We start from the raw sequence: 25635 nt of genomic DNA, 5'->3' as shown, positions 1-25635 counted from the left end.
CATCCCGTGGAGCCAAAATCAGCATGTTTATCGTGGCCGGTGCACCAGCACACTCTTCTTTTAAGCAAACGCAACTATTAACTCGTTTACAGTCAATTAGTTCGGTTCAATCAATAGAAAGTCAATGGGTTTATTTATTCGACCAAGCGCTCAACGAGCAACAACAGCAATCAGCTTTACAGCTTCTAAATGATGGTGCGTCATTTGAATTACGCCAAGCAGCCACAGATGAGATTCAAATCTTAGTCACTCCACGCGTAGGCACAATTTCGCCGTGGTCTTCAAAAGCGACCGATATTTTCGCGAACTGCAACACACCGGTTCATCGTCTTGAACGCGGTGTTTTGTTTACTTTGAAGGGTGTAAAAGACGTTTCAAATGAAATTAAGCAAATTCTGCATGACCGAATGACAGAAAGTGTTTTCAATCAAATTGAAGATGCTGCTGCTTTATTCACTGAAACTGAGCCAAAACCGCTGAACTCGATTGATATTTTAGGTCAAGGTAAAGAAGCGCTCGTAAAAGCAAACTCTGAATTTGGTTTTGCTTTATCGGATGAAGAAATTGATTACTTAACTGATGCATTTATCAAGTTAGGTCGCAATCCGCATGACATTGAACTCATGATGTTTGCACAAGCGAACTCTGAGCATTGTCGTCATAAAATCTTTGGTTCAGAATGGACAATTGATGGAGAAGTCCAACCATTGTCATTGTTCCAAATGATTAAAAATACCTATAAAGAATCACCTACAGATGTATTGTCAGCATATAAAGACAATGCTTCAGTGATTGTTGGTTTTGATACGCAACGTTTTTATCCAAAAAAAGATGAAAATGGTCATTATGTTTATAAATACAAGAGCCAAGCTGCCCACATCTTAATGAAAGTGGAAACCCACAACCATCCTACAGCGATTGCACCATTTGCAGGTGCGGCAACAGGTTCGGGCGGTGAAATCCGTGATGAAGGTGCAACAGGTCGTGGTGGTAAGCCAAAAGCAGGCTTAACAGGTTTCACTACATCTAACTTGAATATTCCAGGCTTTGAACAGCCATGGGAAGAAAACTACGGTAAACCATCTCGTATGGCATCTCCACTTCAAATTATGATTGAAGGTCCATTGGGTGGTGCTGCATTTAACAACGAATTTGGTCGTCCTGCGTTAAATGGTTACTTCCGTACATTTGAGCAAAATGTAAATGGTGATGTAAAAGGTTTCCATAAGCCAATTATGATTGCTGGTGGTTACGGTAACATCCGTCCTGACCACGTTGAAAAAGATGCGATCCAACCGGGCGATTTATTGATCGTGCTTGGTGGTCCTGCAATGCTCATTGGTCTTGGTGGTGGCGCTGCTTCTTCTGTAGATAGCGGTACAATGGGCGAAAGCTTAGACTTTGCTTCTGTACAACGTGAAAACCCAGAAATGGAACGCCGTTGCCAAGAAGTCATTGATACTTGCTGGCGTATGGAAGACCACAACCCAATCGTGTCTGTACATGACGTAGGTGCTGGTGGTATTTCAAATGCGATGCCTGAACTGGTAAATGACCACGAATTAGGTGCAAAACTTGATCTTCGTAAAGTACCATCATTGGAGCCAGGTATGGCGCCAATGGAAATTTGGTCAAATGAAGCGCAAGAGCGTTATGTATTGGCGATCCGTCCATCTTCATTAGAATTATTTGAATCAATCTGTGCGCGTGAACGTTGTCCGTTTGCCGTATTAGGTGAAGCGACTGAAGCGCGTCATTTAACGGTTGAAGATCCTTTGTTTGGTAACAACCCAGTTGATGTACCAATGCAAGTGATCTTAGGTGGTACGCCACGTATGAGCCGCGCCTATGACTGTATCGAACGTCACGGTGATGACTTTAATGCGGCTAAAGTGACTGATCTTAAAGATGCGATTTACCGTGTGATTAAGAACCCAACAGTTGCGTCTAAATCATTCTTAATTACCATTGGTGACCGTTCAATTACAGGTATGGTTGCACGTGACCAAATGGTTGGTCCATGGCAAGTGCCTGTAGCGGATGCTGCGGTAACAACAACAAGTTTAGTGGGCTACACAGGCGAAGCAATGGCAATGGGTGAACGTCCACCTGTAGCATTGTTAAATCCTGCGGCATCTGCACGTTTAGCAGTGGCTGAGTCAATCACCAACATCATGTCTGCAAAAATCGAGAAAATCAGCGACATTAAATTGTCTGCGAACTGGATGGCAGCAGCAGGTCAAGTAGGCGAAGATCAAGCATTATTCGAAGGTGTAAAAGCCATCGGTATGGAAATGTGTCCTGCGCTTGGTATCGCAATTCCTGTAGGTAAAGATTCTTTATCGATGCGTACGACTTGGAATGACGAAGGTGAAGATAAGTCTGTAACTTCTCCAATGTCAGGTGTGATCACAGCATTTGCACCAGTGACTGATGTGCGTAAGACATTAACACCAGAATTGAAAAACTTAGATTCAGTACTTGTACGTATTGATTTGTCTAAAGGTCAATTCCGTCTAGGTGGTTCGATCCTTGCGCAAGTGTATAAAGCAATTGGTTCTGTAACGCCTGACGTAGATAGCTTCGATGACTTCAAAGCATTCTTTGCATTGGTGCAAGATTGGAACAACCGTGGCTTAATCAAGGCTTACCATGACATCGGTGATGGTGGTTTAATCGCAACTGTTGCAGAGATGATGTTCGCTTCACGCTTAGGTGTGGCATTAGAAGATCAATCTGTAGCAAGCTTATTTGCTGAAGAAATTGGTGCAGTATTACAAATTGCTAAAGCTGATTGGGATGCACTACAGGCTGAAGTTTCAGCATCAAGCTTAAAAGATGCGATCAGTGTCGTTGGTACAGTGAATACTACTGATACGCTAACGATCAATGGTTTAACGCTTGATCGTGTTGAACTGCAACAAGCGTGGACTGAAGTGTCACATCAGATTCAACGTTTACGTGACAACGTGGAAACTGCAGATCAAGAATATAGTTTAATTGCGAATAAAGATCATAAAGGTCTTATTGCAAAAGCGACATTCGATTTGAATGAAGAAATTGAAGCACCGTATATCAATACACGTCGTCCGAATATGGCAATCTTGCGTGAGCAGGGTGTAAACGGTCATGTCGAGATGGCAGCTGCATTCGACAAAGTCGGTTTCAATACGATCGATGTCCATATGAGTGACCTACTCGCTGGTCGTGTAAGCCTTGATGAATTTGAAGGTTTAGTGGCATGTGGTGGTTTCTCTTACGGTGACGTTTTAGGCGCTGGTGGTGGTTGGGCGAAGTCAGTATTGTTCAATCCTAAACTTCGTGATCAATTTGAGAAATTCTTTAACCGTCAAGAAACATTCTCACTCGGTATCTGTAACGGTTGCCAAATGTTGTCTCAATTGGCTCCACTCATTCCAGGTGCTGAAAACTGGCCACGTTTCCATCGTAACGTATCAGAAATGTTTGAAGCGCGAGCTGTAAACGTTCGTGTTGAAAAATCTAAATCTGTACTGTTAGAAGGTATGGAAGGTTCGATTTTACCAATTGCTGTGGCGCATGGTGAAGGTCGCGTTGTTGCAGCGGACAGCTCTATTGCTGCATTGAATGCGGGTAATCAAGTGACTTTACGTTATGTTGATAGCCAAGGTAATCCAACTCAACATTACCCATTGAACCCGAACGGCTCACCTGAAGCAATTACAGGTGTGACTTCAACTGATGGTCGTGCGACGATTATGATGCCTCATCCAGAGCGTAACTTCCGTGCGATTCAGCACTCTTGGAAACCTGAAGATTGGGATCAAGATGGTGCATGGTTACGTATGTTCCGTAATGCTCGTAAGTTTATTGGTTGATTAAATCAATAGATTGAAAAAGCCACCATAAGGTGGCTTTTTCATAGGTAAATTATTGTTTTGAAGATGTAGAATTGAGTTGAAAAAAAATAAAGAGTTCTCAAATGTCTGGTCTAATTTAAAAAGTATTACACTTGCGTGAATTGCTAATAGCTAGGGCTACAGATGGTTATGAAAAAGGTACCTCAGAGGCATTTCAAGAGCTTAGAAAAGAATTGCTGATAAAAAACCTTTATGGATATATTCCATTTATTGTTAAAGATACAAATACCTTAGATGAGTTTGAAGCAAGAATTAAATGGGATTTTAAATCTTATGTGGAACGTGAGAATTATATTTATTCAGAATTTAAAGAGTTATTGAATGTTTTAGAAAGTAGAAATACTTCTCCCTTAGATCAAGTAGTGGAGTTGAGAATTAACGAATTAAGTTCTGATTATATTCATCAAATATGGCAGAAAGCATTAGAGCGGAGAGTAACTGATCCTGATGGTGCTATTACATTAGCAAGGACACTTTTAGAGTCGACTTGTAAATATATTCTTGATGAACATCAAATTGACTACGGAAATGCGCCTGATATTAATCAACTATATAGATTAGTCAGTAAAGAATTAAATTTAGCACCTTCTCAACACACAGAACAAACTTTTAAACAGATTCTTGGAGGATGTAGTTCAGTGATTGGAGGCTTAGGATCATTGAGAAACAAAGTAGGGGATGCACATGGTCAGGGCAAAAAGAATTTTAAGCCTGCATCGCGTCATGCTGAATTGGCAGTCAATTTAGCTGGAACAATGTCAGTTTGTTTATTTTCAACGTGGAGCTTAAAAGAAAATAATGAATAAATTTATTAATAAAAAGCATTGTTAAATAGTATCTTAAATTTACCTTATGGAAAAATAAATTTAGATTCGCTAACATGAGCTTATTCAGCCACCATTTTGGTGGTTTTTTGTTTTTATAGATTTGGTTTCAAAATCTTTCTCCCACTGGACTTGGTTTGGTTTTTGCTTTTATATAGAGGTTAGGACAAGTGTGTTTATTGGACATATAGCTAACCATAATAAGTAAGAATTTAATGCGGTTCGTTTTTAACTCAGGTATGAGGTGACGATATGACCAAAACAATGATGATACTGAACAAACACGAGTTGAGGCAAAAAGGCTGGAAGCTATTCGCTTTTGTGGCCAGTCTTCAAATCCTATTTTTAATTGCAGGTTATTTCTTAACTGCGTAAAAAAAAGCCACCTTAAGGTGGCTTTCTTTAAATTCGAATTTAAAGCTCAGTTAATGAATCTTTAAGTTGATGCTGATCGAATAAATGATTACAAGCTACGACATTGTCCTTCTTTGTCACCCTTAACGCGGTTTTGTCCGCCTTTTGGAGTTTGGCTATTTGACTCACATTTTAAATTACCATCGACCTGATTTGCAGTAACCTGAATGCTTGAACGATTTTCTTTAAGTTCAATATTGCCATCTACACGGTTATTGTGCAGTTGGATCGTTTTACCTTTTTCAAGTTGAATATTGCCGTCAATGCTATTGTTTTTAGCCGTCACTTGACCAAAATTTCCTTTAGATTCGAGGTTACCGTCAATCGTGCTATTTAAAATAGTTGCTTGCGCATTTGAATAGAGCATTACATTGCCTTTGACCGTAACTTGATCAAGCGCACATGGTTGTTTCACTTTTATATTGTCATCAATGGTTTTATTCTTAATTACACCGTTACAATTAAAGTCAGCGAGCGCTGGAACAGACAAACCTAAAAGTAGGGATGATAAAATTAACTTATTCATTTTAAACTCCTTTCATTATAATATGTTCATAATTGAACCATGTCATGATATGAAAGAAATGTGACAATCCTTTGAATACTCAGCTAATTTTTTTGCTTTAATGATAATTTGTATAAATAAAACTTAATAATGACTATTTTGTTCAATAACGGAATATATCTAAACAGTCACTCACAAGTAGTGAGGAAGATTTTTATCAAAAGCCCTCTATAAGTTAATTCTACTATTTCAATAAACAATTAAATAAAGCATTTTGTAGAGTAAAATATTTTTTAAATTGTTGAATTTATATGAATAATATATTTGGAGCTAAAAAATACCTAATTAAACTGAGTAACTATTATTTAACTTTAAAACTCAATCGAGTCATCAGATTGTTCGTGGTTTTAATGTTTTATAAATTTGAGATTTTAAAATAGTCACTATGAAAAAAATATTGATCTTAACAGGCTTGGCACTTATGTGCAGTCATGCTGATCCAACAAATATTACAGTTGATAAACTGATGAATTTAAATTCTTTAAACTGTCAAGCGTCAGCGCAAATCTTTCAAATTTCAAATGATTTTAATGAACAAAAAAGCGTGGAACTAAGGTAAATTAGACGAAACAGGAAGTTAAATTAGCCCATGATGTTTATCAGGGAATCTATGCTTATCAAAATTATAAAACCAAACATATGGTTCAAGATGATTTTGCTGTGAACTTTAAAAAGTATGGTGTGCGAGTCATCAAAATTGCATTTCAAGCAATTAAAACTTCAGAGAGTGAATCAGGCGCTTATTATTTTATTTTTCAAGGTCACCCATCGACTGTACTTTATCAACTGAAAAAATACTTTGGCGAGAAGTGGATTAGTGAGCTGAGCTTGGATGAAACACCTCAGGGAAATACCAAGTTAAGCTGTGTGTATATAGGATGAAGGAAGTCAAATAAACATATCTAACAAATTTCGACCATGATCATAAGACACTTTGTTTATTAATCCTGACGTTAGCCAAAAAATTCAGCAGAATAAAGCCACCTAACGGTGGCTTTATTCGTTTAAACAGTAAGTTGGATCTGTTTCAGAACTGCTCTCAAAGTATTTTCAAAATCAAAAGATTCATTGGTACTGTCTTGATAACGCCAAGCAACATAGCCATCTGGACGTACTAAAACAGCACCAGATTCATGAATTTCAGACTTCGCATTCCATGTACCATAGACATCACGATAATCTCTTGAACCGATTTGAATGACATCTAAATACTCAAGATTAAGCTGTTCAGCAGCTTGTTTCCAGCCTTTGCCTGAGAGGCCTGTGAGTAAGGTAAAACGACCTTTGCCCGTAATATCCAGAGTTGAAACTTTTTGACCTTTAGCATTGATGAGCCAAGTATGCGGTACTTTTGCTCCAGGGCGTGTAGTGGCTTGTAGGTAAAGTTGATCATCTTGTTTAAATACTTCAGGTTCTGATTCAGAGATGACCGCATTTGAGCTATAACGCTGATTCAGTTCAACACCTTGAGCATTAAATTCAAAATTTTTAATTGCTAATGCATTGTAGAGTTTTGTACGTATTTCAGCGCCTTGTTCATTTTCAGCAAAAATACGCTCCAGCATTTGCTTTTGGGTTGTTACACCTTGATCAAAACCAAAAACTTCTTTGAGGTGTTTATAATCAAATCGTGATTGGTTTGCTCGCGCAACAATTTGCTTACCTACAGGCGCACGTTCAACGGTATAAGAATCGAGAAGCGTAGGTTGAGACCAACCTTTAACTGCATATGCAAGTTTCCAACCGAGATTAAAGGCATCTTGCATGCAGGTGTTTGAGCCTAGACCACTTGATGGTGGGTGACGATGCACTGCATCACCACCACAGAATACACGACCTTTCGAATATTCAGTTGCCCATGTTTGGTTCACGTACCAATAAGACAATTTTTGAATTTCAACATCTTCAACATGCTCACCAACGAAAGCATCTAAACGTGCACGAACTTGCTCTGCAGTCACTTGAGGCTCGCCCTTAGAAATATCGAAGCCCCAACCCATAATCCACTCATTCCATGGGGTGATGGCACGCAATAGCCCCATACCTAAATCACCAAAACTTGCTTCAGGATTGACTATCCATTGCAAAATCGCAGGGCGGTGCTGAACATATTTAGATAAGTCCGCCTTAAAGGTCACATAAACTGTACCAGCTCGCGCCATAACGCCTTCAAGTGGTAATCCCAATTGTTCGACAACTTTTGAACGTGCACCGTCCATTCCCACCAAGTATTTTGCACGTAAACTAAATTCGGTATTGGTAATATGATTGAGGAATGTTGCAGTCACGCCATGTTCATCTTGTACGTGAGATAAATATTCAGTATTGAAGTTAAAAATAGCGCCACGCTCTGCCGCATTTTTAACGAGCAGCGCTTCCATTTTAGGTTGGATAAGATCCACTAAAGGGCATGGACTTCCTTTGATATAATCGCCATGACGCTCATCACCTGTGCCCCAAGCACTGATACGGGCAATTTCTTCGCCGACTAAACTGGTTGTGATCAGGCTTTCACCCATGTGTTCCCAAGGTGTTGCGATTTCCTTCACCTGTTCTTCGATACCTAAATCACGGAGGACTTCCATGGCACGTTGATTAGTAATATGTGCACGAGGACTGTTGGCTAACCAATTAAACTGGGTAAACAATTGAACTTTGACGCCATAATTGGCAAGGGCAAGCCCCAGAGTTGAACCAGCAGGACCAGTACCAATGACAAGAACATCAGTGTCAAAATGTTGAGACATGCTTTTTCCTAAATGAATTGAATACATGGGGAGAGTTTTTGAATTGAGTCAGTCTAGAAAAAAAGTGCAGTGATCTATAGTCGTATTCATATAAACTATCGATCTATATAAAATTCAAAGTAATGAACGTGCACTTATGCACGATGGGCTGATTGAGATATGGAATTACGACATTTACGGTATTTTATGACTGTTGCTCAAGAGCAAAGCTTTACTAAAGCTGCCGAAAAGCTCTATACCGCACAACCATCACTCAGTCAGCAAATTAAAGATCTTGAACAGGAAGTCGGTGTTACTTTATTTGATCGGACCACTCGTAAAGTCAAACTGACTGATGAGGGGGAAGCATTTTTAAAATACGCAGCTTTGACGCTGGACAATGCCAAGCAAGCTGTAGCTGCAGCTAGACAGGTCGCTCAGCAAAAGAATAATCAGATTCACATTGGATTTTTGAATGTGGCTGAACTGAAACTGATGCCTAGCATTCTGGCGCAGTTAAGAAAGAATATTCCTAATCTTAAAATTCATTTACACAGTTTGACTTGTACTGAGCAAATACAAAAACTTAGAAATGCTGAACTTGATATATGTTTTACTCGATACAAAATGGATCATCCAGATTATGAAGATATCCATATTTTGACAGAACAAATTTATTTGGTGGCTGCAGACAATCTTCATCCTTCAGAACGGACATTGAAACTACAAGAATTAAAAAATTCATCAGTGATTATGTGTGAACAAAATGCTTCACCAATATTCTATGACAAATTAAATGTTCTAGTTCCCTTCGAAAAGATGGATGATCAAATGCTGTGGGTGACTAATGTATTACAGCATATCAATCTGATTAATTTGGGAATGGGCTTTAGTTTTGCTCCCGAATACCTCCTGAAGTTTTTAAATCATAATATCAAAATTGTGAAAACAGATGAGCAATTACCACAGCTTGGTCTATATGCGAATTATCATCGTCATTCAAACAATATTGCATTGAAAATGATTACTGAAGCCCTTATGCAAATGACAACAGAGCGGAAAAGAGTGGAAGAGGTTATTCATGCTTAAACTGATCTATTTTGTACCAGAATCACATCTAGAGTTGACGAAACAGGCAGTATTTGAAGCAGGTGCAGGCGGGATCGGTGATTATGAGCAATGCGCTTGGCAGGTCAAGGGCTTAGGTCAATTTAAACCTGTCAATGGGGCTCAACCATTTATAGGTCAAGTCGGAGAGCTTGAACAAGTTGAAGAGTGGCGTGTAGAAACTATTGTGCCTGAAGATAAAGCCATAGAAGTGGCACGTGCATTAAAAGCCAGTCATCCTTATGAAGAACCAGCTTTTGAATTCTTACACATTATTTCTATTGACCCATGATCGGTTGAATTTTGTATGCGCTGACGATACGAGGATGGAGATTCTCCTGTCCAATATTTGAAGGCTCGAGAAAAGGCTGATGGCTCTGAAAACCCTGTTAAATAGACAATTTCATCATGTTTGAGTGCGGTTTTCGCTAGTAACTGACGAGCAAGTTTTTGTCTGAATGACGTTAGAACATTCTCGTAATTCGTTCCAATATCTTTGAGTGAAATTTGGATTTTACGCGGGGAGAGTTTAAAAATTCTTGCGATATCTTCTAGAGCGAATTGTCTTAATTTTAGTTGTTCGCCTAAAGCCTCTTCAATTTGAATGACTAGTTCATGTTTATCTACAAGTTCAATGTGCTTCTCAATGATAGCTTGATGTAACAGAAATAAATCAGGCTGAGCAGACGGAGAAGCATATTCTAGAATTTCTGCTTTGAATTTTATACAACCATAAGGCTGATTAAAATAAACTGGGCAATGCCATAGCTCATGATATAAGTCCTGAAATTCTGTATTGTCGTAGCTGAGCCAAATTTCTTGTGCTTGAAATTTTCCCTGACTGATATAATCAAAAAAAGATAAAACAATGGTAATCGTACATTCTAAATAATGACGGACAGGGTGATGAAAACCTTTTAGGGTAACGGTGTCATCTTCTATGTGAAGTTCAATATCCAATCCTGTAGTGAAATATTGATAGTATTTCATTGCTATTTTTAATGCATCGCCAAAATTTGCACTACTTAAAAAAATGTATTCAAAAAGTTGACCACGAAAAGTGGGGAGATGGTGACCGACAGTTAAACCAATATTGGAATTTTGTGTAATAACTTCTGTGAGTTCCCAGAATTTTTTTTGAACACGATTGTCATATCTTAAATCGCGTTGAGGATAGTCGATTGGATGTTGTAATGCATTTAATTGCGAAAATATTAAATCCACATCAACGCCCATATTTTGCAGTGTCTCGTATACCATGCTTGGAAAAATACCAGCATCGGTTCTGATTTTACTTTTTCTTGCGCTCATACCGATATTCAAGACTCAAGTCATGCATTGGAAAAACTAAGGATGCTCTATCCTCAGTTTAAAATGCTGAAATTATAATGTTGAAATGAGTTTAGAAATAATTTGAATGAATGAACATGTCTTTAAATGTCAAAGCCCCATCTCATGAGGCTTAATTATTGAAAGTTTATTTTGAAGCGCTTAATTGCTTATAGGATCAATATACTCAATATAACCTCGACCCTGAATATGCTGACCTTTGAATTGACCTGAATATTGGTAACTACCTGCATAACCGCCAGCCATACCATATTTAAAGTCGCCATTAGCCTTGCCATAAATAGAAATCAGAAGATTGCCTTGATCATCATTGACTTGCCATTCAAAGACTCGAGGTAAACGCATTTTAATGCCATTTGGTGTAGTTACAGGTTCAGGCTCATATTCATGCACCACAGATTCAAGCCCTCGTTCGTATATTCCTCCATGATGATCTACAGAACGAACATAAACACGACTTTGCAAAACTAAGCCCATTGGACCATGAGTGTCCACAAATAAGACTTGAGTGTGGTTATTAATATTTAAGATTTGATAAGTAAAAAATCGAATGGGAATCTTGATATTGACACCACGTGCATATTCGAAGGTGCATAGACCTTGAACTTGAGTTTTCTGTCCATCGATTTCTAAATATCCTTGGTACTCACAAAGCAGTGACCAATGTTCATACATGCTTCCGGCGAGTTTAACGAAATGTGCGATTTTATCAGTCGCTTTTAATTTAAGTTCATAATTGAAAGCATGACCTTGGCGAGTTGCTTTAATGTCTGGGTAGTTAACCTCTATAACTAAGTCATTACCGAATTTGAGATATTGACCATTAGTCGCCAGTAAACATTCATGCTGTATACTATATCCAGAAAATAAATTAGGCTGCGTTGCAGCAGTACCAATTAATAGATTTGCGGTATCTAAATCTGAAGTTTTTATTAAATGAGAATTTCTGAATATTTTAACGAGAGGTTGTCCTGCAACCACAATCATATTTAAGAAGTTGAATGGGGCAGGTAGATTGGGAATCATGATCCCGTAGTGTACACAGGTATATTTTCCGAGAGGTGTGTGGATCGCAGTGTTTGCATCAAAAGCTTGACCATTTACTAGAGCTGAATGATCTATATGTTTAACAATGCTTGAGGGAAGTTTAATTTTCATCTTATTCTCAATTAATATTTTGGCTTAAAATCATTTTTGGAAAAATACAATCAAAAATATAAATCGAGATAAAAGAAAAAAATTGACACTACAAACAGTAAGCAATTGTTTGAAGTGTCAACACGAAAAATAAGTCATCAAAAATGTGTGATATTACATTTAAACTTTTTGAATAAATAAGTCTCGATCGAAACGATATTGTGGGAAGAACACACCATCTTCAGCACGCTCTCCCGCACCAATGACCATAATTGGAAACTCTTTAGCATTTAGCCCCAATGTTTTACATACTAAAGGTTCGTCAAAACCTTCCATCATACAACTGTCGAATCCATAAGCTCTGAGCGCGAGTACAAGATTTTCGCAGGCTAAAGCTGTTGTCTTCGCTGCCCAAAGTTTGGCATCCGCAGGTGTAAAAGCGGTAACAGGCATTTGTTTGTCAAAAGTACGTGCTACTTTGAAAGTTACTTTCTTAAAGTTACCAATTGCATTTAAGTAACCCGTTTTATAATTCAGTGGAATATAGGTGTAATATTTTTTGACGAGTGGAGGAATCTCAGGAAATGGAAATTCTTGAATATTCAGCTTTGCCATTTCATTAATTCGATCTGTACGTGCGACACAGACAATCAATTCAGCCGCTGTGCGCGCAGCCCATTGATTTAGACATGCTTTTACAATCTTTTGTTTCTTTTCAGGATTTTGGACAACATAAAAAGTCCAAGGTTGTAAGTTAGACGAATTAGGGGCCAAGAGTGCTAAATCTAAACATTGATCGAGGATATCAGACGGTATAGGTTTTTCTGTAAACTTCCGAACAGATCGACGACTGGTCACGACCTTTTTGAAATTTTCAACATCAATGCCTTGTGGTGCAGGTTCGTAGTAGCGTTTTTTTTCAGTCGTCATGATCCATTCCTTAGATAGAGAGTATTCACCGAGTCGTGAGACTCGGATCTTTTAGCTTAATTAAATTGTGTGAAATCAGGTTTACGTTTTTGCATAAAAGCTTGTACAGCTTCCATCATTTCTGGAGAACCGACGCGCCCCATAAAGATTACTGCTTCATGATCAATCCAGGACACGATCTCATCAACATCATGTTTCATTAAGGCTTTAGATTGCACGAGAGAAGCAAGTGGTAGTGAAGCCAGTTGAGTGGCTTTTTGAGCGGCAATTGCATAAACGTCAGATTCAATACTGTTGATCAAGTTTGCAGCCAATGCTTTTTCACTGTCGAATTTATCAGCAGTTAATAAAAGTTCTGCTGCTTTCACATGACCTGCTTGACGTGCTAGTAATTTACTAGATGCGCCTTCAGGTGAAAGACCTAAGCTTACAAATGGAATTTGGAACAAAGCAGTGTTATCTGCATAAACTAAGTCACAATGCAATAAGATCGTTACGCCAATACCAATTGCGACACCACGTACCGCAGCAATCAGTGGTTTAGAAAATTTAGCAGCAGATTTTAAAAGCACAAAAGGAGGACCATCTTCTGGACGAATTTGATCTTTCATCGCCGCAGATTTCATGAAGTCTTGCATATCATTACCAGCACTGAAATCCGCATCTTCGCCACGTAAAATGACCACACGAACAGCTTGATCTTTGTCTGCTTCATCAAGGGCTTTGGCGATCCAGAGGTATAATTCGCCGTATAATGCATTTTTGGCTTTAGGACGATTAATCGCCAAGGTCAGCACACCTTCTTCTAATTTTGCATTTAAATGCTCATGAGGTTGTTGAATACAACTTAATGACATCGTACTATCCTTGCTTTCAATTAATATAGATTTTATGAAATCTATTATGTCGTATTCTGGCGAAGAGTGACATAACTGATCAGTTCATAAACGTGACTTGGCGATGAATTATAAATTTGATTATTTGGTTTATATCGGACGTTTTCAGCCTTTTCATTTGGCACATATGGAAACCATTAAAATTGCGCTAACGCATAGCCAGAATGTTATTTTAGCGCTTGGTTCTGCTCAATTAGAGCGGAATATAAAAAATCCATTTTTAGCCATTGAACGTGAACAGATGATTTTGTCTAACTTTTCTCCTGATCAACAGGCAAGAATCAAATTTGTACACGTCATTGATGTTTATAATGATAAAAAATGGCAAAAATTGGTCAAATCTTTAGTGGCGAGTGTAGTACAGCCAAATGATCAAGTTGGCTTAATCGGTCACTTTAAAGATGACTCATCCTATTATCTAAAATTTTTCCCAGAATGGGAGATGTTGGAACTCGATAGTTTAAAAGGTGCAATTTCTGCAACACCACTTCGCGAAGCATACTATCGGGGGGAAATTATGGAAAAAGAACTTCCCCACGGAACCATTCAATTTTTACAAGCGTTTCAAAATTCAGAAATTTACCAACAACTTAAAACTAAATACCAACGTCAAGACAGTACAAGTTTGAGTGCATCAATTGAATGATTGTGTTTAACACAAGAAAACCGAGGGAAATCGTGCGTACTATTACACAAATGAGTTTGGCCACAGTGCTATTGTCTGCTTCTGTTTTTGCTCAAGCGCAAACATGGACACTATCACCTAGCAGTAAGATCAGCTTTGATATCCGATCTGCAGGAATGTCGATTGTAAATGGGCAATTTCAAAAGTATCAATCACAGATGAATTTTGATCCGGCACAGCCTAATCAAGGTTCAGCTAAATTTGTGATGGATGTGAATAGCCTTAAACTGAGCAAAAACTCTTTAAAGGATATGGTCTTTGGTGACAGTTTCTTTCATGCAAGCAAATATAAAACTGTGACCTTTCAAAGTAATCAAATTCGTGCTTTAGGAAATAATAAATACAAATTTGATGGACAACTCACTATGCGTGGTGTGACACGTCCAGTTTCATTTGAGACAACTTTAACTCCAAATGCATCGAATCCAAATGTGTTGAATGTACAATCTTCAACAGTCATCAACCGTAGTGATTTTGGTATGCGCAAAGCGATTGGTGGAATTGGCGAAAAAGTGAATATCAAGCTTGAAGGGCAATGGAAAGCCAACTAAATCGATAAAAAGAAAGCAGTGATTCAATCACTGCTTTTTTAATGTCATGAGTATGTCAGTAATATGTTTGAGTTGTGGGGACTGCTGTTTCCAATGATGCCAATATAGATCAACGTCTTGTGTTGCCTCAGGCAACAAACAAATCAATTGTCCTTGATCGAGTAAGTCTTGAATTTGCAGTTCAGGCACCATGCCATAGCCTAAACCGAGTTGGATTGCATCGACAAATGACTTTGAGGAGGGGACATAATGATATGGATAACTAGATTGCGGTAATCCAAATTGATTGAGTAGAACCGTTTCATGTAAATGATCTTTATCATTAAAGATGACCGCAGGCGCACGGCGAAAGGAATCGCGATTTAGTCCGTTTTTAAACCATGCTAATTTGAATTCTGGCGTACACACCATTTGATAACGCATCGTGAACAAAAATTCTGAGTGGCAACCTGTCATGGGTTGGGATTCAGCGCTTATACATGCATTTACATAGCCTGATTCCATTAATTGATGCGTATGATCCTGATCATCTATTCGAAGTTGTATTGTGATTTTATGCTCTATTAACTTTTCAGCAATCGCAGGCAAAAGCCAAGTTTCTAATGAATCTGCATTCGTTCCAATGATAATTTTATAAAACTCAGAATTTTGACTTTTTCCCTGAATAAGCTGCAGAACATTTTCTTCTTGACGCTTTTGCCTTAATAAATGTTCAAGCAATATTTCACCTGCATGTGTCACACGACAAGGTCGTTCTCTCAGGATTAATGTTTGCCCAATCTGCCGTTCTAATTGTTGGATTCGAAGAGTAATTGCAGCCGCAGAGAGACAAAGCTTTTTAGCAGCCAGATCAAAACTTCCAGTTTCCGCCACGGTGATAAACGCGACACAGTCTTTATAATTGAAAATCATGATTTAATAAAACTTAATGAACTTAATATTAATTTAATAATACTCAATTTAAGATTGAATTGTTCATAATCCGCCTAATGATAAATATTAGGTGTTTTATGTCTTTATTCGAACTGTTTAATGGCTTTGTAACGAGTTTAAGTTTGATTATGGCGATAGGTGCTCAGAATGCTTTTGTGCTTAAACAGGGCTTAAAAAAAGAATATGTTTTATCCATTTGCCTCATTTGTGCCTTTTCAGACTCACTTCTAATTTTGGCTGGCGTATTTGGATTTGGGAAGTTTATCTCAGGCCATCCACAAATAATGACGTATGCACAATGGGGTGGTGCCGCATTTCTAGTGGTATATGGTGCCCATCATTTTTATCAAGCATTATCGACCAAAAAATCGATGTGTCTTGATCATCATACGGCTGTTTCATGGTTTAAAATTATTCTCTTTTGCTTGGCATTCACATGGCTGAATCCCCATGTGTATCTAGATACTGTCGTGCTTGTAGGCGCAATATCGACGCAATTTGAAGATCACTTATTATCGTTTGCCATAGGTGCGATCACGGCATCATGGTTATTTTTCTTTAGTTTGGGTTTTGGTGCGCAATATCTATCAGCTTACTTTCACAATCCCCGCGCATGGCAAGCCTTGGATATTTTGATTGCTCTAATCATGTGGTACATCGCCTATAACTTAATTATATGAATATTGATTAAATAAATTCCTCTAAAGCTTGTACGTCGTTAGATAACAACATTTAATGAACAAAAACTCACATAAAGATAATAATGAGAATCATATAATAATGATTCTCATTATTATTAATTGTTCCGAAAATGAAAAATTACAGTATCAAATTACTCTCTCAATCTGTAAGTGTTCTTATGATGAGTGGCGGTATAGCGACTATCACATGGGCAAATGATCAAAACCAACTTCCTACGATTACAACACAAGCTGAAGCGATAAATGCATATGCAGATGGAAAATTAAGCAATGTATCTAAGTTGGGTGCTTTAGGTGAAAAAAAATTAATCGATACACCATTCACTGTAACGCAATATGAGGAGCAATTAATACGAGAAAGACAGGCATCCACCGTAGGTGATGTTTTAAAAAATGATGCCAGTATTCGACTGACGACAAATCAAGGTCATTTAAACGAAAACTTCAAAATTCGTGGTTTTGACTTAAATCATGAGGATATGAACTACAACGGATTTTATGGTGTTGCACCATACGGAAAAGTGCCGACTGAATTTTTAGAATCAGTGACAGTTTTGAAAGGACCAAATGCAATTGTCGCTGGTATGGCACCGAATGGAGGCGTTGGTGGTGTGGTCATTGCCAACTCTAAACGCGCTGACAAAGACATCACAAGACTAAACACACAATACCAAGATGGCGGCTACTATCAATCAGGTATTGATGTGTCAAGACGATTTGGTGCAAACCGTGAGTTTGGTGTCCGGGTCAATGGTACATATGGTGATGGTGAACATATCATTAATGATATGAATGATCGCCTAGTTCTTGGTTCCATCGCTGCGGATTACACCACGGATAAACTTAAAATTAATTTTGATAGTTATGCTATTAAGCAAAATCGCGATGGTGGGTCACCGACAATGGTTGCACTGGGTGGAAAAGATACAGTTAACAAAGTCATTGCACCGCCTAAAGGTGGCCAAAACTATTTTCCGTGGTTAGAAGGGAATTCTGACAGTAAATTTGCTGGCTTATCAGGTGAATATCAATTTACTCCCTATTTGAAAACCTTTGCTGGTCTAGGATATGCTGAAAAATCATATGATGGTCATTTATTCGGTACACGAATGATCGTAAAGAATGAGGACGGCGATGCCTCTTCTCAATATTACCGAGTGGGTGCAAATGAAAAAAATAAAACAGCACACATTGGGGTTGAAGGAAAATTTGATACTGCTGGAATACAGCATAATGTTGGATTGCGTGCAGATTATTTAAATAAAAAATCGGATCAACATAAAGGACGTGGAGCTCCTCCTGTAGATTTTAACACCAATCTTTATGACCCAAGTAAAGAAGGCAATATGCCTTTACAGCGTCCAGAAATTGCACCTTTAGCAGATAATAAGTACATCAGTTATACACTGACTGATCAAATTTCATTATTGAATGATCAGCTTCAATTGATTGTAGGCGCTCGTTATCAAGATATTGAAACGAATAATTTACAGACCAAAAAAAATTACCAAGAAGACCGTATTTCACCAAGTTTAGGGATCGTCGTTAAACCTTTTGGTGAAGACTTGTCACTATATGCAAGCTATGTAGAAGGGTTATCAGAAGGATCGACCGTTGATAATGTCAATGATGCAAACGACAAAGTCACTTTTGCGCCGTTTGTGACGAAGCAATATGAGTTAGGTGCAAAACATCAGCATGGAACTTGGCTGAATACGCTGGCACTTTATCAAATTGAAAAACCAAGCACGATGAGCAAGTCGATTGAACCTTATACAGAAAATGGTGTAACAATTAATCAAATTACAACAGATGGTGCTGAAACTCGATCACGCGGCATTGAGTGGTCATTTTCTGGAGCGATTACTGAAGATTTAAACCTAATGGGAAGTATGGCTTATATTGATGCAAAATATTCCAAAGCTCAAATGAATCAAGGAAATCAAGTTTTTGGTGTACCTGATTTTACTGCAACGCTTGGGGTGGATTATGATGTCCCACAACTCGAAGGATTAAATTTAAATGCCAGAGCAAGTTATGTCAGCGAACAGTATTTAAATGATACCAATACCTTGCAACTTCCAGATTATACTGTCATCGATCTAGGTGCACGTTATAAGACCAAGCTTGGTGGCGTGAATACGACGTTCTTAGCTAATGTTGATAACATTACAGATAAAAAATATTGGGAAGGTGCTTTTAACTCGAATTATGCGCTGATTGGTGGATCAAGAACTTATAAACTTGGCGTAAGCTTTGATTTCTAATTGTAGTTAAAAAAAATTATAAGTAGATGAAACCCACGTCAATCGTGGGTTTTTTTATTAGTTTTGCAAAGCTTTTAAATCTTCAAGCACTTGTTCAGCATGCCCTGCAGCTTTGACTTTACGATATTCTTTAACGAGTTTTCCTTGATGAAAAATAAAAGTTGAGCGCTCAATCCCCATCACTTTTTTTCCATACATATTTTTCTCTTTAATCACATCAAAGTGTTGGCAAAGCACTTCTTCTTTATCGCTAATCAAATCAATTGTTAAAGATTGCTTTTCGGTGAAGTTTTGATGGGCTTTCACTGAGTCCCTAGAAACACCGAAAATAGTGGTATGAAGCGCATCAAACTGATCTTTCAAACATGAAAAACCAACAGCTTGCGTTGTACACCCAGGCGTTGAATCTTTTGGATAAAAATAAATGATGAGCCAATCTGTATTCAACTCAGTTAAATTCACAGAACCTGTAGTTGTTGGGAATGTTTGATTGGGTAAACTAATCGTTTCCGTAGACATTATATTTTCCTCAAAATTTGTCACTACATTTATAGGGGAATTCAAAAAAAATAGCCACACGAGGTGGCTATCTTATGTAAACTGCGATTATTTTTTAGCTTGTGCTGCTTTCATTGCTTCCTCTGTTAACGACTGTAGCTTAGACGTTAACTGTGGGCCGAAGCATGCTTGAAGATCAGCGTTCTGTTTCTTCACGATAGCTAAAGTAGAAGGGCTTTTCTTTTGGTTAATCGCACTTTGGATTTCCCATTTTTGAGCATTAGTTAGCTTGCCGTCTGCTTCAATTGCACATGTACAATATTTGCTGACTTCAGTAGCAGAAAGCTTGTTCCCTTTAGCAGTTTCTTCCTTACAAACATTAATCAGTGCAGATTTTACGTTAGTACTTTTGTAGGCTTGCTGCATTTTATTATTCGGCTCATTTGCTTGAGCCGCAGAACCGAAAAGTGCTGCAGCAGAAACAATCGCTGAAAGAATAATGTTTGATTTTAAATTTTTCATATATGGCACCCTGTTATTACGGTATATAACGAGTTGGGTCTTCAACGCCAGCATCTGCAAAACCTTGTTTACGCAAACGACAGCTGTCGCATTTTCCACAAGCTCGTCCTTGGTCATCTGCTTGATAGCATGACACCGTTTGACTGTAGTCTACGCCATGTTCGATGCCTAAGCGAATAATATTTGCTTTGGATAATTGTAGTAAAGGTGTTTCAAATTTAAGAGGTTTTCCTTCCACACCTACTTTTGTCGCTAATCTTGCCATATTGGCAAATGCTTCAATAAATTCTGGTCGACAATCTGGATAACCCGAATAATCTACCGCATTAATTCCAATTACGATGGCTTCTGCGTCAAACACTTCTGCTGCTGCAAGTGCATAAGACAGGAAAATCGTATTACGTGCTGGAACATAAGTGACAGGGATCCCTTCTTGTTCTTGATCAGGAACATCAATGGAATGATCAGTTAATGCAGAACCACCTAAATTACCCAAATCTATATTAATCACGCGATGTTCAACGCCTGCTTGTTGTGTCAGTTTACGTGCAGCATCCAATTCAGTTGTTGAGCGTTGACCATACATAAAACTTAAAGCGATACATTCATAGCGTGCTTGCGCCCAAGCCAAGCAAGTCGTTGAGTCTAAACCACCTGATAACAATACAATGGCACGAGGGCGCATAGGAGAACTCCAAAAAATTAAAGTGAATAAAAAATGAATTATAACTGATTATATAAAGAATAATGGGGTATAAATTTTTCGTATAAATAGATCTGTTGAAGTCTAAAAATATATGAGAGCATTATAAAGAACGCGAAATGTTCGTTTTAGAAGATGAGATAAAACTCTCTTTTAAGTCGAATAAAGTTTAAACAGTTGTTGTTTTTGTTTAAATATTAAATATAATTTAACAAACACTTGATTAAAACTTACAAAAATAATTTTTACGGAATGAAAATGAATCAAATTAATACTTTAATTTTAACCACTGCTGCGTTGATCAGTACAAATTCTTTTGCATTTGAGGAGCTTTCAGATCAAGAATTGTCAACATATGCAGCACAAGATGGTATTACGATTAGCCTTTTACCAGGTGGACCCATTCAAGCTGATTTGATTTGGCACGATAACAGTGGATTCGGGCCACATTACAACGAAGGAAACACAAAAGCAGGTGCCTTAATTTTCGGTACAGCGAATGGACGTAGTAAGAATCCATTATCACTTTCTTCTGGTTCGGCAGATATTAGTATTACCTTAAAAATCGATGCTCAAGGAGGGAGTAGTACTACAGGCCCTTTTCTGAATTTAGGTGTATTTGTTCCTGAAGATATTATTATTAATACCGGTGATATTTGGGTTGGTAAATCGGGTCAAGTTAGTCCAACAGGACGAGGCTATAGTGACCCCGTTAAAATAATGGATAATATGAAATTTTATGTATCCAATCTCTCTACCAATATTCAGCTCGGTTCAGCACCTCAAGGCAGTCTTTTAAAACTGAATGGAATATTTAAAGACGGCTTACGTTTAGAGGGCTTCAAAGTCCACGATCATGATGGTGGTGGCGCATTCGGAATAGAATTTATTAATTTAAAAAATACTCAACCAGGGCGTTTCGGCATCAATAATCTTGATTTCGATGTTGCAGGTTCGATACGTACAGATGGACTGGAACTCAAAATAAATCGTCTTGGAGATCAAAATGGCTTTAATGCAATGTTATGGGGAGTAGGCGTTGGAGATGCATCATCAATAAATAATAAAATTGGGGATATTTCAATGAAAGGGATTAATTTAAATGGCACGACCATTAAAGTGTCAGCGCACTAAAAGATCATTTTCTCTTAAAAAACAGCACAAAAAGTGCTGTACTGTTTTTAATTTGAGCTATTTGTTACATTTTAACGACCTGTTTCGTCATTCCAGAGCAACTTATGTAATTGAAGCTGGAAACGAACTGGTAAGTGATCCTCTAAGATCCATTGTGCTAAATCACGCGCAAGTTGCGGTAACTTTGCAGCACCTTTTTCAACAGCAAACGCAGGTGAGAACCAAACGGTACTTACACGCTTGTGCAATTCATATTGATTCACTTGTTGTTTAGACCATTCATAATCTTCACGATTGCATATGACAAATTTAATCTGATCATGTTGAGTTAAATGGTCTAAATTACTCATTAAATTACGTGAGTCTTCACCTGAAGTCGGTGTCTTTAAATCTAGGACTTTGGAAACTCTACGATCCACTTTTGAAACATCTAGCGCTCCACTCGTTTCAAGGGAAACTTCACAGCCTAAATCTGCTAGACGCTCCATGAGTGGTAACGCATTGGGTTGGGCTAATGGTTCACCACCAGTAACACAAATATAAGGTGTCTTAAAATCAAGCGTGGTCTGGATAATATCCTCTAAAGAGTGTCGTTCACCGCCTTCAAAAGAATAGGTGGTATCACAATAAGTACAACGCAGCGGACAACCTGTTAAGCGTATAAACACTGTAGGTAAGCCTGAAGTGTTGGCTTCACCTTGTAATGAATAGAAGATCTCCGTAATACGTAACCCCGCAGACGGATCAGAAACAGGAATAGCGGAAGATCGCAAATTACTCATATCGACAAAACCAAACTAAAATAGAGATTATATAAAAGAAAAATCTCTACGATTATTACTAACCGTAGAGATGGGGAGTGTAACTCCAAATACTATAAAGTATAAAAAAATTAGTCAGCGCGTAATAAGTCGTTCAAACTTGTTTTAGCACGAGTCTGAGCATCGACTTTTTTCACGATAATTGCAGCATACAAGCTGTATTTACCGCATTTAGAAGGAAGGCTACCAGAAACTACCACTGAACCAGCTGGAACACGACCGTAGTGAATTTCACCTGTTTCACGGTCATAAATCTTAGTTGATTGACCAATGTAAACACCCATTGAAATCACTGAGCCTTCTTCAACGATTACACCTTCAACGATTTCAGAACGTGCACCGATAAAACAATTATCTTCAATGATCGTAGGGTTCGCTTGAAGAGGTTCGAGTACACCGCCAATCCCAACCCCACCAGAAAGGTGAACATTTTTACCAATTTGCGCACATGAACCTACAGTCGCCCATGTATCAACCATTGTACCTTCGTCAACATAAGCTCCAATATTGACATAAGATGGCATAAGCACAACATTCTTAGCTTGGTAAGAACCTTTGCGTGCAACTGCAGGCGGTACAACACGTACACCAGCTGCTTTAAATTGCTCTTCAGTCCAACCTGTAAATTTAGTGTCTACTTTGTCATAGAATTGGAGATCGCATGATTCGATTGGTTTATTATCATTGAGTTTGAATGACAATAGAACAGCTTTTTTTAACCATTGATGAACAACCCATTCACCATTAATCTTTTCAGCAACACGTAATGAACCATTATCTAAGCCAGCAATTGCTTCCTCGACTGCTTGGCGAATTTCAGCAGGGCAATCTGTAGCTGTGAAGTTTGCACGATCTTCAAACGCTTGTTCGATGATTGACGAAAGCTGAGACATAATCTTCTCTTCCAAAAAAAATTTCCAAGATTTTACACTAAATTGATTATAAAAATTACAATTAATCCTGAAAAAATGTCCGACAATAATGACTATTCTTTATAAGTATGTTAATAAAAGTTAATAAAAGACTTAAGTGCAAATTATTTATAAAACAACAACTAAATCAAAATTGTATCAAAAAATAACAAAAAAGCATCAATTTGAATATTAACCAGCTTTGAAATCTCCATTAAGATGCTTCCGAGTCGAACACATTAATGATTAAAGAACAACTCATTTCTTTGAGGAGAAAAAAATGAAAGTGTTAAAATTACTTGCTGTTACAACAGCATTATCTGTTTCAGGCTTCGCTATGGCGGACACTCAAGTAGTACGTACAGGTAATGTATTTGAAGCTAATCAATTAATCCCTACCGGTGTTCGTGCTGAAGTTGGTACAACTGGTTACGGTGGTGCATTACTTTGGACTGCTAACCCATACGTTGGTCTTGCTTTAGGTTACAACGGTGGTGATATCTCTTGGTCTGATGATTTATCAATCAACGGTACTAAGTATGATGCTGAAATGGATAATAATGTAGCTTATTTAAACGCTGAAATTCGTCCTTGGGGTGCGAGCGAAAATCCATGGGCTCAAGGCTTATATATGGCAGCGGGTGTGGGTTATGTTGATACAAAATATGATCTAGATAAACGTAATAAAAATGCACAGGGCTCAATCGAGGTTAACAATGTTGCTTACGTTGGTAACGGTGGTGTGAATGGTAAATTATCTTATGATAATGAAATTGCTCCATATGTAGGTTTTGGTTTCGCTCCTAAAATCAACAAAAACTTCGGTGTGTTTGGAGAAGTTGGTGCCTTCTATACTGGTAATCCATCTGTTAACTTAACCTCGTATGGTAATTTGACAGGTGCTGATGGTGCTCCAACAATCGAGCAATCTATTTTAGCTGAAGAAAATAAAATCCGTAACGACGACAAATATGAGTGGCTTCCAGTTGGTAAAGTGGGTGTGAGCTTCCACTGGTAAGATCCTATTAAAAAAACGAGCTTCGGCTCGTTTTTTTACGCAAGTTAATGTAAATAATAAAGGCGCTATAGGCGCCTTTATTATTTGCGGCTTCATTAATCCTCAGGATAAGCTACTCGTTTTAACGCTTTGATATCAGCACTAGGTGCACATAGCGAAATAAACTCGTAACCGTATCCACGTAATAAATGACCTTTACGAACAGCAATCCAAGTGGTATTTACCCCAAATAAATCAGTATCAATTTGTTTTAAGCGATGATCTCGTTCTGCATCGTAGGCAACATCGTTGACAATCCCGACACCCATACCTAATTCAACATAAGTTTTGATTACATCAGCATCAAGCGCAGACATCACTAAATCAACATCAAGTCCTGAGTCTTCAAAGGCTTTATCAATCTTTGAACGTCCCGTAAAACCACCGTGATAGGTAATAATAGGATACTCTGCCAAATGTTCTAAGCTAATCTCTCGTGATGCTATTTGAGTAAGTGGATGACCTTGAGGCGTAATAATACTGTGTTTCCAGTTATAAAAAGGAACACTTGCTAAGTTTTCTTCAGTAGTCAGATTCTCAGTAGCAATACCAATATCAGCATCGCCTAAAAGTAACATTTCAGTGATTTCGGTTGGGCTTGCTTGTTGCAAAATCAAATGAACTTTCGGAAATAATTTTTTGAATGAATTTACAATTGGTGGTAATACATATCGCGCTTGAGTATGAGTGGTTGCGATGGTTAATGTACCTTCATCTACACGATTAAAATCATCGGCTAATCTTTTAATATTGTCTGCATCGACCAGCATGCGCTCTACGATACCGAGCAAAGCTTGACCAGGTTCAGTTAACCCTAATAAGCGTTTACCTTTTCGGATAAATAGTTGAACACCTAATTCATCTTCTAAATCTTTAATATGTTTACTTACACCTGATTGAGACGTGTAAAGGGCAGCGGAAGCTTCCGTTAAGTTAAAATTTTGTCTGACGGTTTCTCGAATAATTCTTAATTGTTGAAAGTTCATAGTCTTTGTTACCTTTAA

At 38.0% G+C, this 25635-nt stretch carries 25 protein-coding genes; 12 read left to right on the top strand and 13 right to left on the bottom strand.

All coding sequences use genetic code 11. From position 1 onward, the window contains the following. Positions 1-23 precede the first annotated feature (23 nt). The 3 genes from purL (at position 24) to AC1M9F_RS06740 (ending at position 5098) form a co-directional block, all read left to right on the top strand. Positions 24-3857, top strand: coding sequence for a phosphoribosylformylglycinamidine synthase (gene purL / locus AC1M9F_RS06750; protein ID WP_481597380.1), 3834 nt, complete (start codon positions 24-26; stop codon positions 3855-3857). A 134-nt stretch (positions 3858-3991) separates the two neighbouring features. Beyond that, positions 3992-4705, top strand: coding sequence for an abortive infection family protein (locus tag AC1M9F_RS06745; RefSeq protein WP_481597379.1), 714 nt, complete (start codon positions 3992-3994; stop codon positions 4703-4705). Positions 4706-4975: 270 nt separating this feature from the next. After that, the gene (locus tag AC1M9F_RS06740) at positions 4976-5098 is read left to right on the top strand and encodes a KGW motif small protein (protein ID WP_257219859.1); all 123 of its coding nucleotides are present in this window, start codon (positions 4976-4978) and stop codon (positions 5096-5098) included. An 88-nt stretch (positions 5099-5186) separates the two neighbouring features. On the opposite strand, the gene AC1M9F_RS06735 is transcribed toward AC1M9F_RS06740, so the two are convergent. After that, on the bottom strand, positions 5187-5663 hold the full coding sequence (locus tag AC1M9F_RS06735; protein WP_481597378.1) for a hypothetical protein: 477 nt from the start codon (positions 5661-5663) through the stop codon (positions 5187-5189). Between the two features lie 699 nt (positions 5664-6362). On the opposite strand from AC1M9F_RS06735, the gene AC1M9F_RS06730 reads away from it, so the two are divergent. Beyond that, complete coding sequence (locus tag AC1M9F_RS06730; protein WP_481587768.1) at positions 6363-6584, top strand: hypothetical protein; 222 nt, start codon at positions 6363-6365, stop codon at positions 6582-6584. Between the two features lie 122 nt (positions 6585-6706). Here AC1M9F_RS06730 and AC1M9F_RS06725 read toward each other — a convergent pair whose 3' ends face one another. Then, positions 6707-8449, bottom strand: a complete 1743-nt coding sequence (locus tag AC1M9F_RS06725) for an FAD-dependent monooxygenase (RefSeq protein ID WP_481597377.1) — start codon at positions 8447-8449, stop codon at positions 6707-6709. Between the two features lie 159 nt (positions 8450-8608). Here AC1M9F_RS06725 and AC1M9F_RS06720 point away from each other — a divergent pair, with 159 nt between their 5' ends. After that, the gene (locus tag AC1M9F_RS06720) at positions 8609-9517 is read left to right on the top strand and encodes a LysR family transcriptional regulator (RefSeq protein ID WP_481597376.1); all 909 of its coding nucleotides are present in this window, start codon (positions 8609-8611) and stop codon (positions 9515-9517) included. Continuing rightward, complete coding sequence (locus AC1M9F_RS06715) at positions 9510-9827, top strand: YqfO family protein (RefSeq protein WP_092767083.1); 318 nt, start codon at positions 9510-9512, stop codon at positions 9825-9827. The genes AC1M9F_RS06720 and AC1M9F_RS06715 overlap by 8 nt, the downstream gene beginning before the upstream one ends. Here AC1M9F_RS06715 and AC1M9F_RS06710 read toward each other — a convergent pair. From AC1M9F_RS06710 to AC1M9F_RS06695, 4 genes are all read right to left on the bottom strand, one after another. Beyond that, positions 9776-10858, bottom strand: coding sequence for a helix-turn-helix domain-containing protein (locus AC1M9F_RS06710; RefSeq protein WP_481597375.1), 1083 nt, complete (start codon positions 10856-10858; stop codon positions 9776-9778). The two genes, AC1M9F_RS06715 and AC1M9F_RS06710, sit on opposite strands and share 52 nt — an antisense overlap. Positions 10859-11026: 168 nt before the next feature. Continuing rightward, complete coding sequence (locus AC1M9F_RS06705) at positions 11027-12043, bottom strand: DUF6670 family protein (protein ID WP_481597374.1); 1017 nt, start codon at positions 12041-12043, stop codon at positions 11027-11029. A 159-nt stretch (positions 12044-12202) separates the two neighbouring features. Next, positions 12203-12952, bottom strand: a complete 750-nt coding sequence (locus AC1M9F_RS06700; RefSeq protein WP_481589018.1) for a nitroreductase family protein — start codon at positions 12950-12952, stop codon at positions 12203-12205. A gap of 56 nt (positions 12953-13008) precedes the next feature. Next, positions 13009-13809 carry an enoyl-CoA hydratase-related protein gene (locus AC1M9F_RS06695; protein WP_481591404.1) on the bottom strand — a complete coding sequence of 267 codons (801 nt, stop codon included), beginning with the start codon at positions 13807-13809 and terminating at the stop codon, positions 13009-13011. Positions 13810-13912: 103 nt separating this feature from the next. Here AC1M9F_RS06695 and AC1M9F_RS06690 point away from each other — a divergent pair, with 103 nt between their 5' ends. Together AC1M9F_RS06690 and AC1M9F_RS06685 are read left to right on the top strand one after the other, a co-directional pair. Continuing rightward, entirely contained in the window at positions 13913-14494 is a 582-nt protein-coding gene (locus AC1M9F_RS06690) for a nicotinate-nicotinamide nucleotide adenylyltransferase (RefSeq protein ID WP_481597373.1), read from the top strand. A gap of 32 nt (positions 14495-14526) precedes the next feature. Further along, positions 14527-15084 carry a YceI family protein gene (locus tag AC1M9F_RS06685; protein ID WP_481591406.1) on the top strand — a complete coding sequence of 186 codons (558 nt, stop codon included), beginning with the start codon at positions 14527-14529 and terminating at the stop codon, positions 15082-15084. Positions 15085-15111: 27 nt separating this feature from the next. Here AC1M9F_RS06685 and AC1M9F_RS06680 read toward each other — a convergent pair whose 3' ends face one another. Continuing rightward, positions 15112-15993: a LysR family transcriptional regulator ArgP gene (locus AC1M9F_RS06680; protein WP_481597423.1), complete on the bottom strand. Its 882-nt coding sequence runs from the start codon at positions 15991-15993 to the stop codon at positions 15112-15114. A 101-nt stretch (positions 15994-16094) separates the two neighbouring features. Between AC1M9F_RS06680 and AC1M9F_RS06675 the strand changes: the two genes are divergently transcribed. Further along, on the top strand, positions 16095-16697 hold the full coding sequence (locus tag AC1M9F_RS06675) for a LysE/ArgO family amino acid transporter (RefSeq protein ID WP_481597372.1): 603 nt from the start codon (positions 16095-16097) through the stop codon (positions 16695-16697). A 131-nt stretch (positions 16698-16828) separates the two neighbouring features. Next, positions 16829-18985, top strand: coding sequence for a TonB-dependent receptor (locus AC1M9F_RS06670; RefSeq protein ID WP_481597371.1), 2157 nt, complete (start codon positions 16829-16831; stop codon positions 18983-18985). A gap of 57 nt (positions 18986-19042) precedes the next feature. Here the strand turns inward: AC1M9F_RS06670 and AC1M9F_RS06665 are convergent, their stop codons facing one another. The 3 genes from AC1M9F_RS06665 to queC all read right to left on the bottom strand — a co-directional run bounded on the left by AC1M9F_RS06665 (position 19043) and on the right by queC (position 20690). Then, on the bottom strand, positions 19043-19504 hold the full coding sequence (locus AC1M9F_RS06665; RefSeq protein ID WP_035267221.1) for a peroxiredoxin: 462 nt from the start codon (positions 19502-19504) through the stop codon (positions 19043-19045). Between the two features lie 87 nt (positions 19505-19591). Beyond that, complete coding sequence (locus AC1M9F_RS06660; protein WP_481590297.1) at positions 19592-20005, bottom strand: hypothetical protein; 414 nt, start codon at positions 20003-20005, stop codon at positions 19592-19594. 16 nt (positions 20006-20021) lie between these two features. Further along, entirely contained in the window at positions 20022-20690 is a 669-nt protein-coding gene (gene queC / locus AC1M9F_RS06655; RefSeq protein WP_180028449.1) for a 7-cyano-7-deazaguanine synthase QueC, read from the bottom strand. Positions 20691-20966: 276 nt separating this feature from the next. Between queC and filA the strand changes: the two genes are divergently transcribed. Next, positions 20967-21842 carry a putative pilus system protein FilA gene (gene filA, locus AC1M9F_RS06650; protein ID WP_481597370.1) on the top strand — a complete coding sequence of 292 codons (876 nt, stop codon included), beginning with the start codon at positions 20967-20969 and terminating at the stop codon, positions 21840-21842. Between the two features lie 71 nt (positions 21843-21913). On the opposite strand, the gene queE is transcribed toward filA, so the two are convergent. Both queE and dapD read right to left on the bottom strand, forming a co-directional pair. Beyond that, positions 21914-22624: a 7-carboxy-7-deazaguanine synthase QueE gene (gene queE / locus AC1M9F_RS06645; protein WP_481589025.1), complete on the bottom strand. Its 711-nt coding sequence runs from the start codon at positions 22622-22624 to the stop codon at positions 21914-21916. 110 nt (positions 22625-22734) lie between these two features. After that, entirely contained in the window at positions 22735-23556 is an 822-nt protein-coding gene (gene dapD, locus AC1M9F_RS06640) for a 2,3,4,5-tetrahydropyridine-2,6-dicarboxylate N-succinyltransferase (protein ID WP_035267212.1), read from the bottom strand. A 298-nt stretch (positions 23557-23854) separates the two neighbouring features. Here dapD and carO point away from each other — a divergent pair, with 298 nt between their 5' ends. Continuing rightward, complete coding sequence (gene carO / locus AC1M9F_RS06635; RefSeq protein ID WP_481597369.1) at positions 23855-24592, top strand: ornithine uptake porin CarO; 738 nt, start codon at positions 23855-23857, stop codon at positions 24590-24592. A 95-nt stretch (positions 24593-24687) separates the two neighbouring features. On the opposite strand, the gene AC1M9F_RS06630 is transcribed toward carO, so the two are convergent. Then, positions 24688-25617 carry a CysB family HTH-type transcriptional regulator gene (locus AC1M9F_RS06630; protein WP_481597368.1) on the bottom strand — a complete coding sequence of 310 codons (930 nt, stop codon included), beginning with the start codon at positions 25615-25617 and terminating at the stop codon, positions 24688-24690. Positions 25618-25635: the final 18 nt, after the last annotated feature.

It is taken from the genome of Acinetobacter sp. ANC_7504 (assembly GCF_056779995.1).
This window is presented reverse-complemented; position numbering and strand designations above follow the sequence as displayed.

Excerpts from the sequence above, each read along its gene's own strand:
- AC1M9F_RS06630 (WP_481597368.1), bottom strand. The coding sequence starts at position 25,617 with ATGAACTTTCAACAATTAAGAATTATTCGAGAAACCGTCAGACAAAAT.
- AC1M9F_RS06700 (WP_481589018.1), bottom strand. The coding sequence starts at position 12,952 with ATGACGACTGAAAAAAAACGCTACTACGAACCTGCACCACAAGGCATT.
- AC1M9F_RS06665 (WP_035267221.1), bottom strand. The coding sequence starts at position 19,504 with ATGTCTACGGAAACGATTAGTTTACCCAATCAAACATTCCCAACAACT.
- AC1M9F_RS06690 (WP_481597373.1), top strand. The coding sequence starts at position 13,913 with ATGAATTATAAATTTGATTATTTGGTTTATATCGGACGTTTTCAGCCT.
- filA (WP_481597370.1), top strand. The coding sequence starts at position 20,967 with ATGAATCAAATTAATACTTTAATTTTAACCACTGCTGCGTTGATCAGT.
- AC1M9F_RS06725 (WP_481597377.1), bottom strand. The coding sequence starts at position 8,449 with ATGTCTCAACATTTTGACACTGATGTTCTTGTCATTGGTACTGGTCCT.
- AC1M9F_RS06715 (WP_092767083.1), top strand. The coding sequence starts at position 9,510 with ATGCTTAAACTGATCTATTTTGTACCAGAATCACATCTAGAGTTGACG.
- AC1M9F_RS06735 (WP_481597378.1), bottom strand. The coding sequence starts at position 5,663 with ATGAATAAGTTAATTTTATCATCCCTACTTTTAGGTTTGTCTGTTCCA.
- AC1M9F_RS06705 (WP_481597374.1), bottom strand. The coding sequence starts at position 12,043 with ATGAAAATTAAACTTCCCTCAAGCATTGTTAAACATATAGATCATTCA.
- AC1M9F_RS06695 (WP_481591404.1), bottom strand. The coding sequence starts at position 13,809 with ATGTCATTAAGTTGTATTCAACAACCTCATGAGCATTTAAATGCAAAA.
- queE (WP_481589025.1), bottom strand. The coding sequence starts at position 22,624 with ATGAGTAATTTGCGATCTTCCGCTATTCCTGTTTCTGATCCGTCTGCG.
- purL (WP_481597380.1), top strand. The coding sequence starts at position 24 with ATGTTTATCGTGGCCGGTGCACCAGCACACTCTTCTTTTAAGCAAACG.
- AC1M9F_RS06720 (WP_481597376.1), top strand. The coding sequence starts at position 8,609 with ATGGAATTACGACATTTACGGTATTTTATGACTGTTGCTCAAGAGCAA.
- queC (WP_180028449.1), bottom strand. The coding sequence starts at position 20,690 with ATGCGCCCTCGTGCCATTGTATTGTTATCAGGTGGTTTAGACTCAACG.
- AC1M9F_RS06660 (WP_481590297.1), bottom strand. The coding sequence starts at position 20,005 with ATGAAAAATTTAAAATCAAACATTATTCTTTCAGCGATTGTTTCTGCT.
- AC1M9F_RS06675 (WP_481597372.1), top strand. The coding sequence starts at position 16,095 with ATGTCTTTATTCGAACTGTTTAATGGCTTTGTAACGAGTTTAAGTTTG.
- AC1M9F_RS06740 (WP_257219859.1), top strand. The coding sequence starts at position 4,976 with ATGACCAAAACAATGATGATACTGAACAAACACGAGTTGAGGCAAAAA.
- dapD (WP_035267212.1), bottom strand. The coding sequence starts at position 23,556 with ATGTCTCAGCTTTCGTCAATCATCGAACAAGCGTTTGAAGATCGTGCA.
- carO (WP_481597369.1), top strand. The coding sequence starts at position 23,855 with ATGAAAGTGTTAAAATTACTTGCTGTTACAACAGCATTATCTGTTTCA.
- AC1M9F_RS06670 (WP_481597371.1), top strand. The coding sequence starts at position 16,829 with ATGAAAAATTACAGTATCAAATTACTCTCTCAATCTGTAAGTGTTCTT.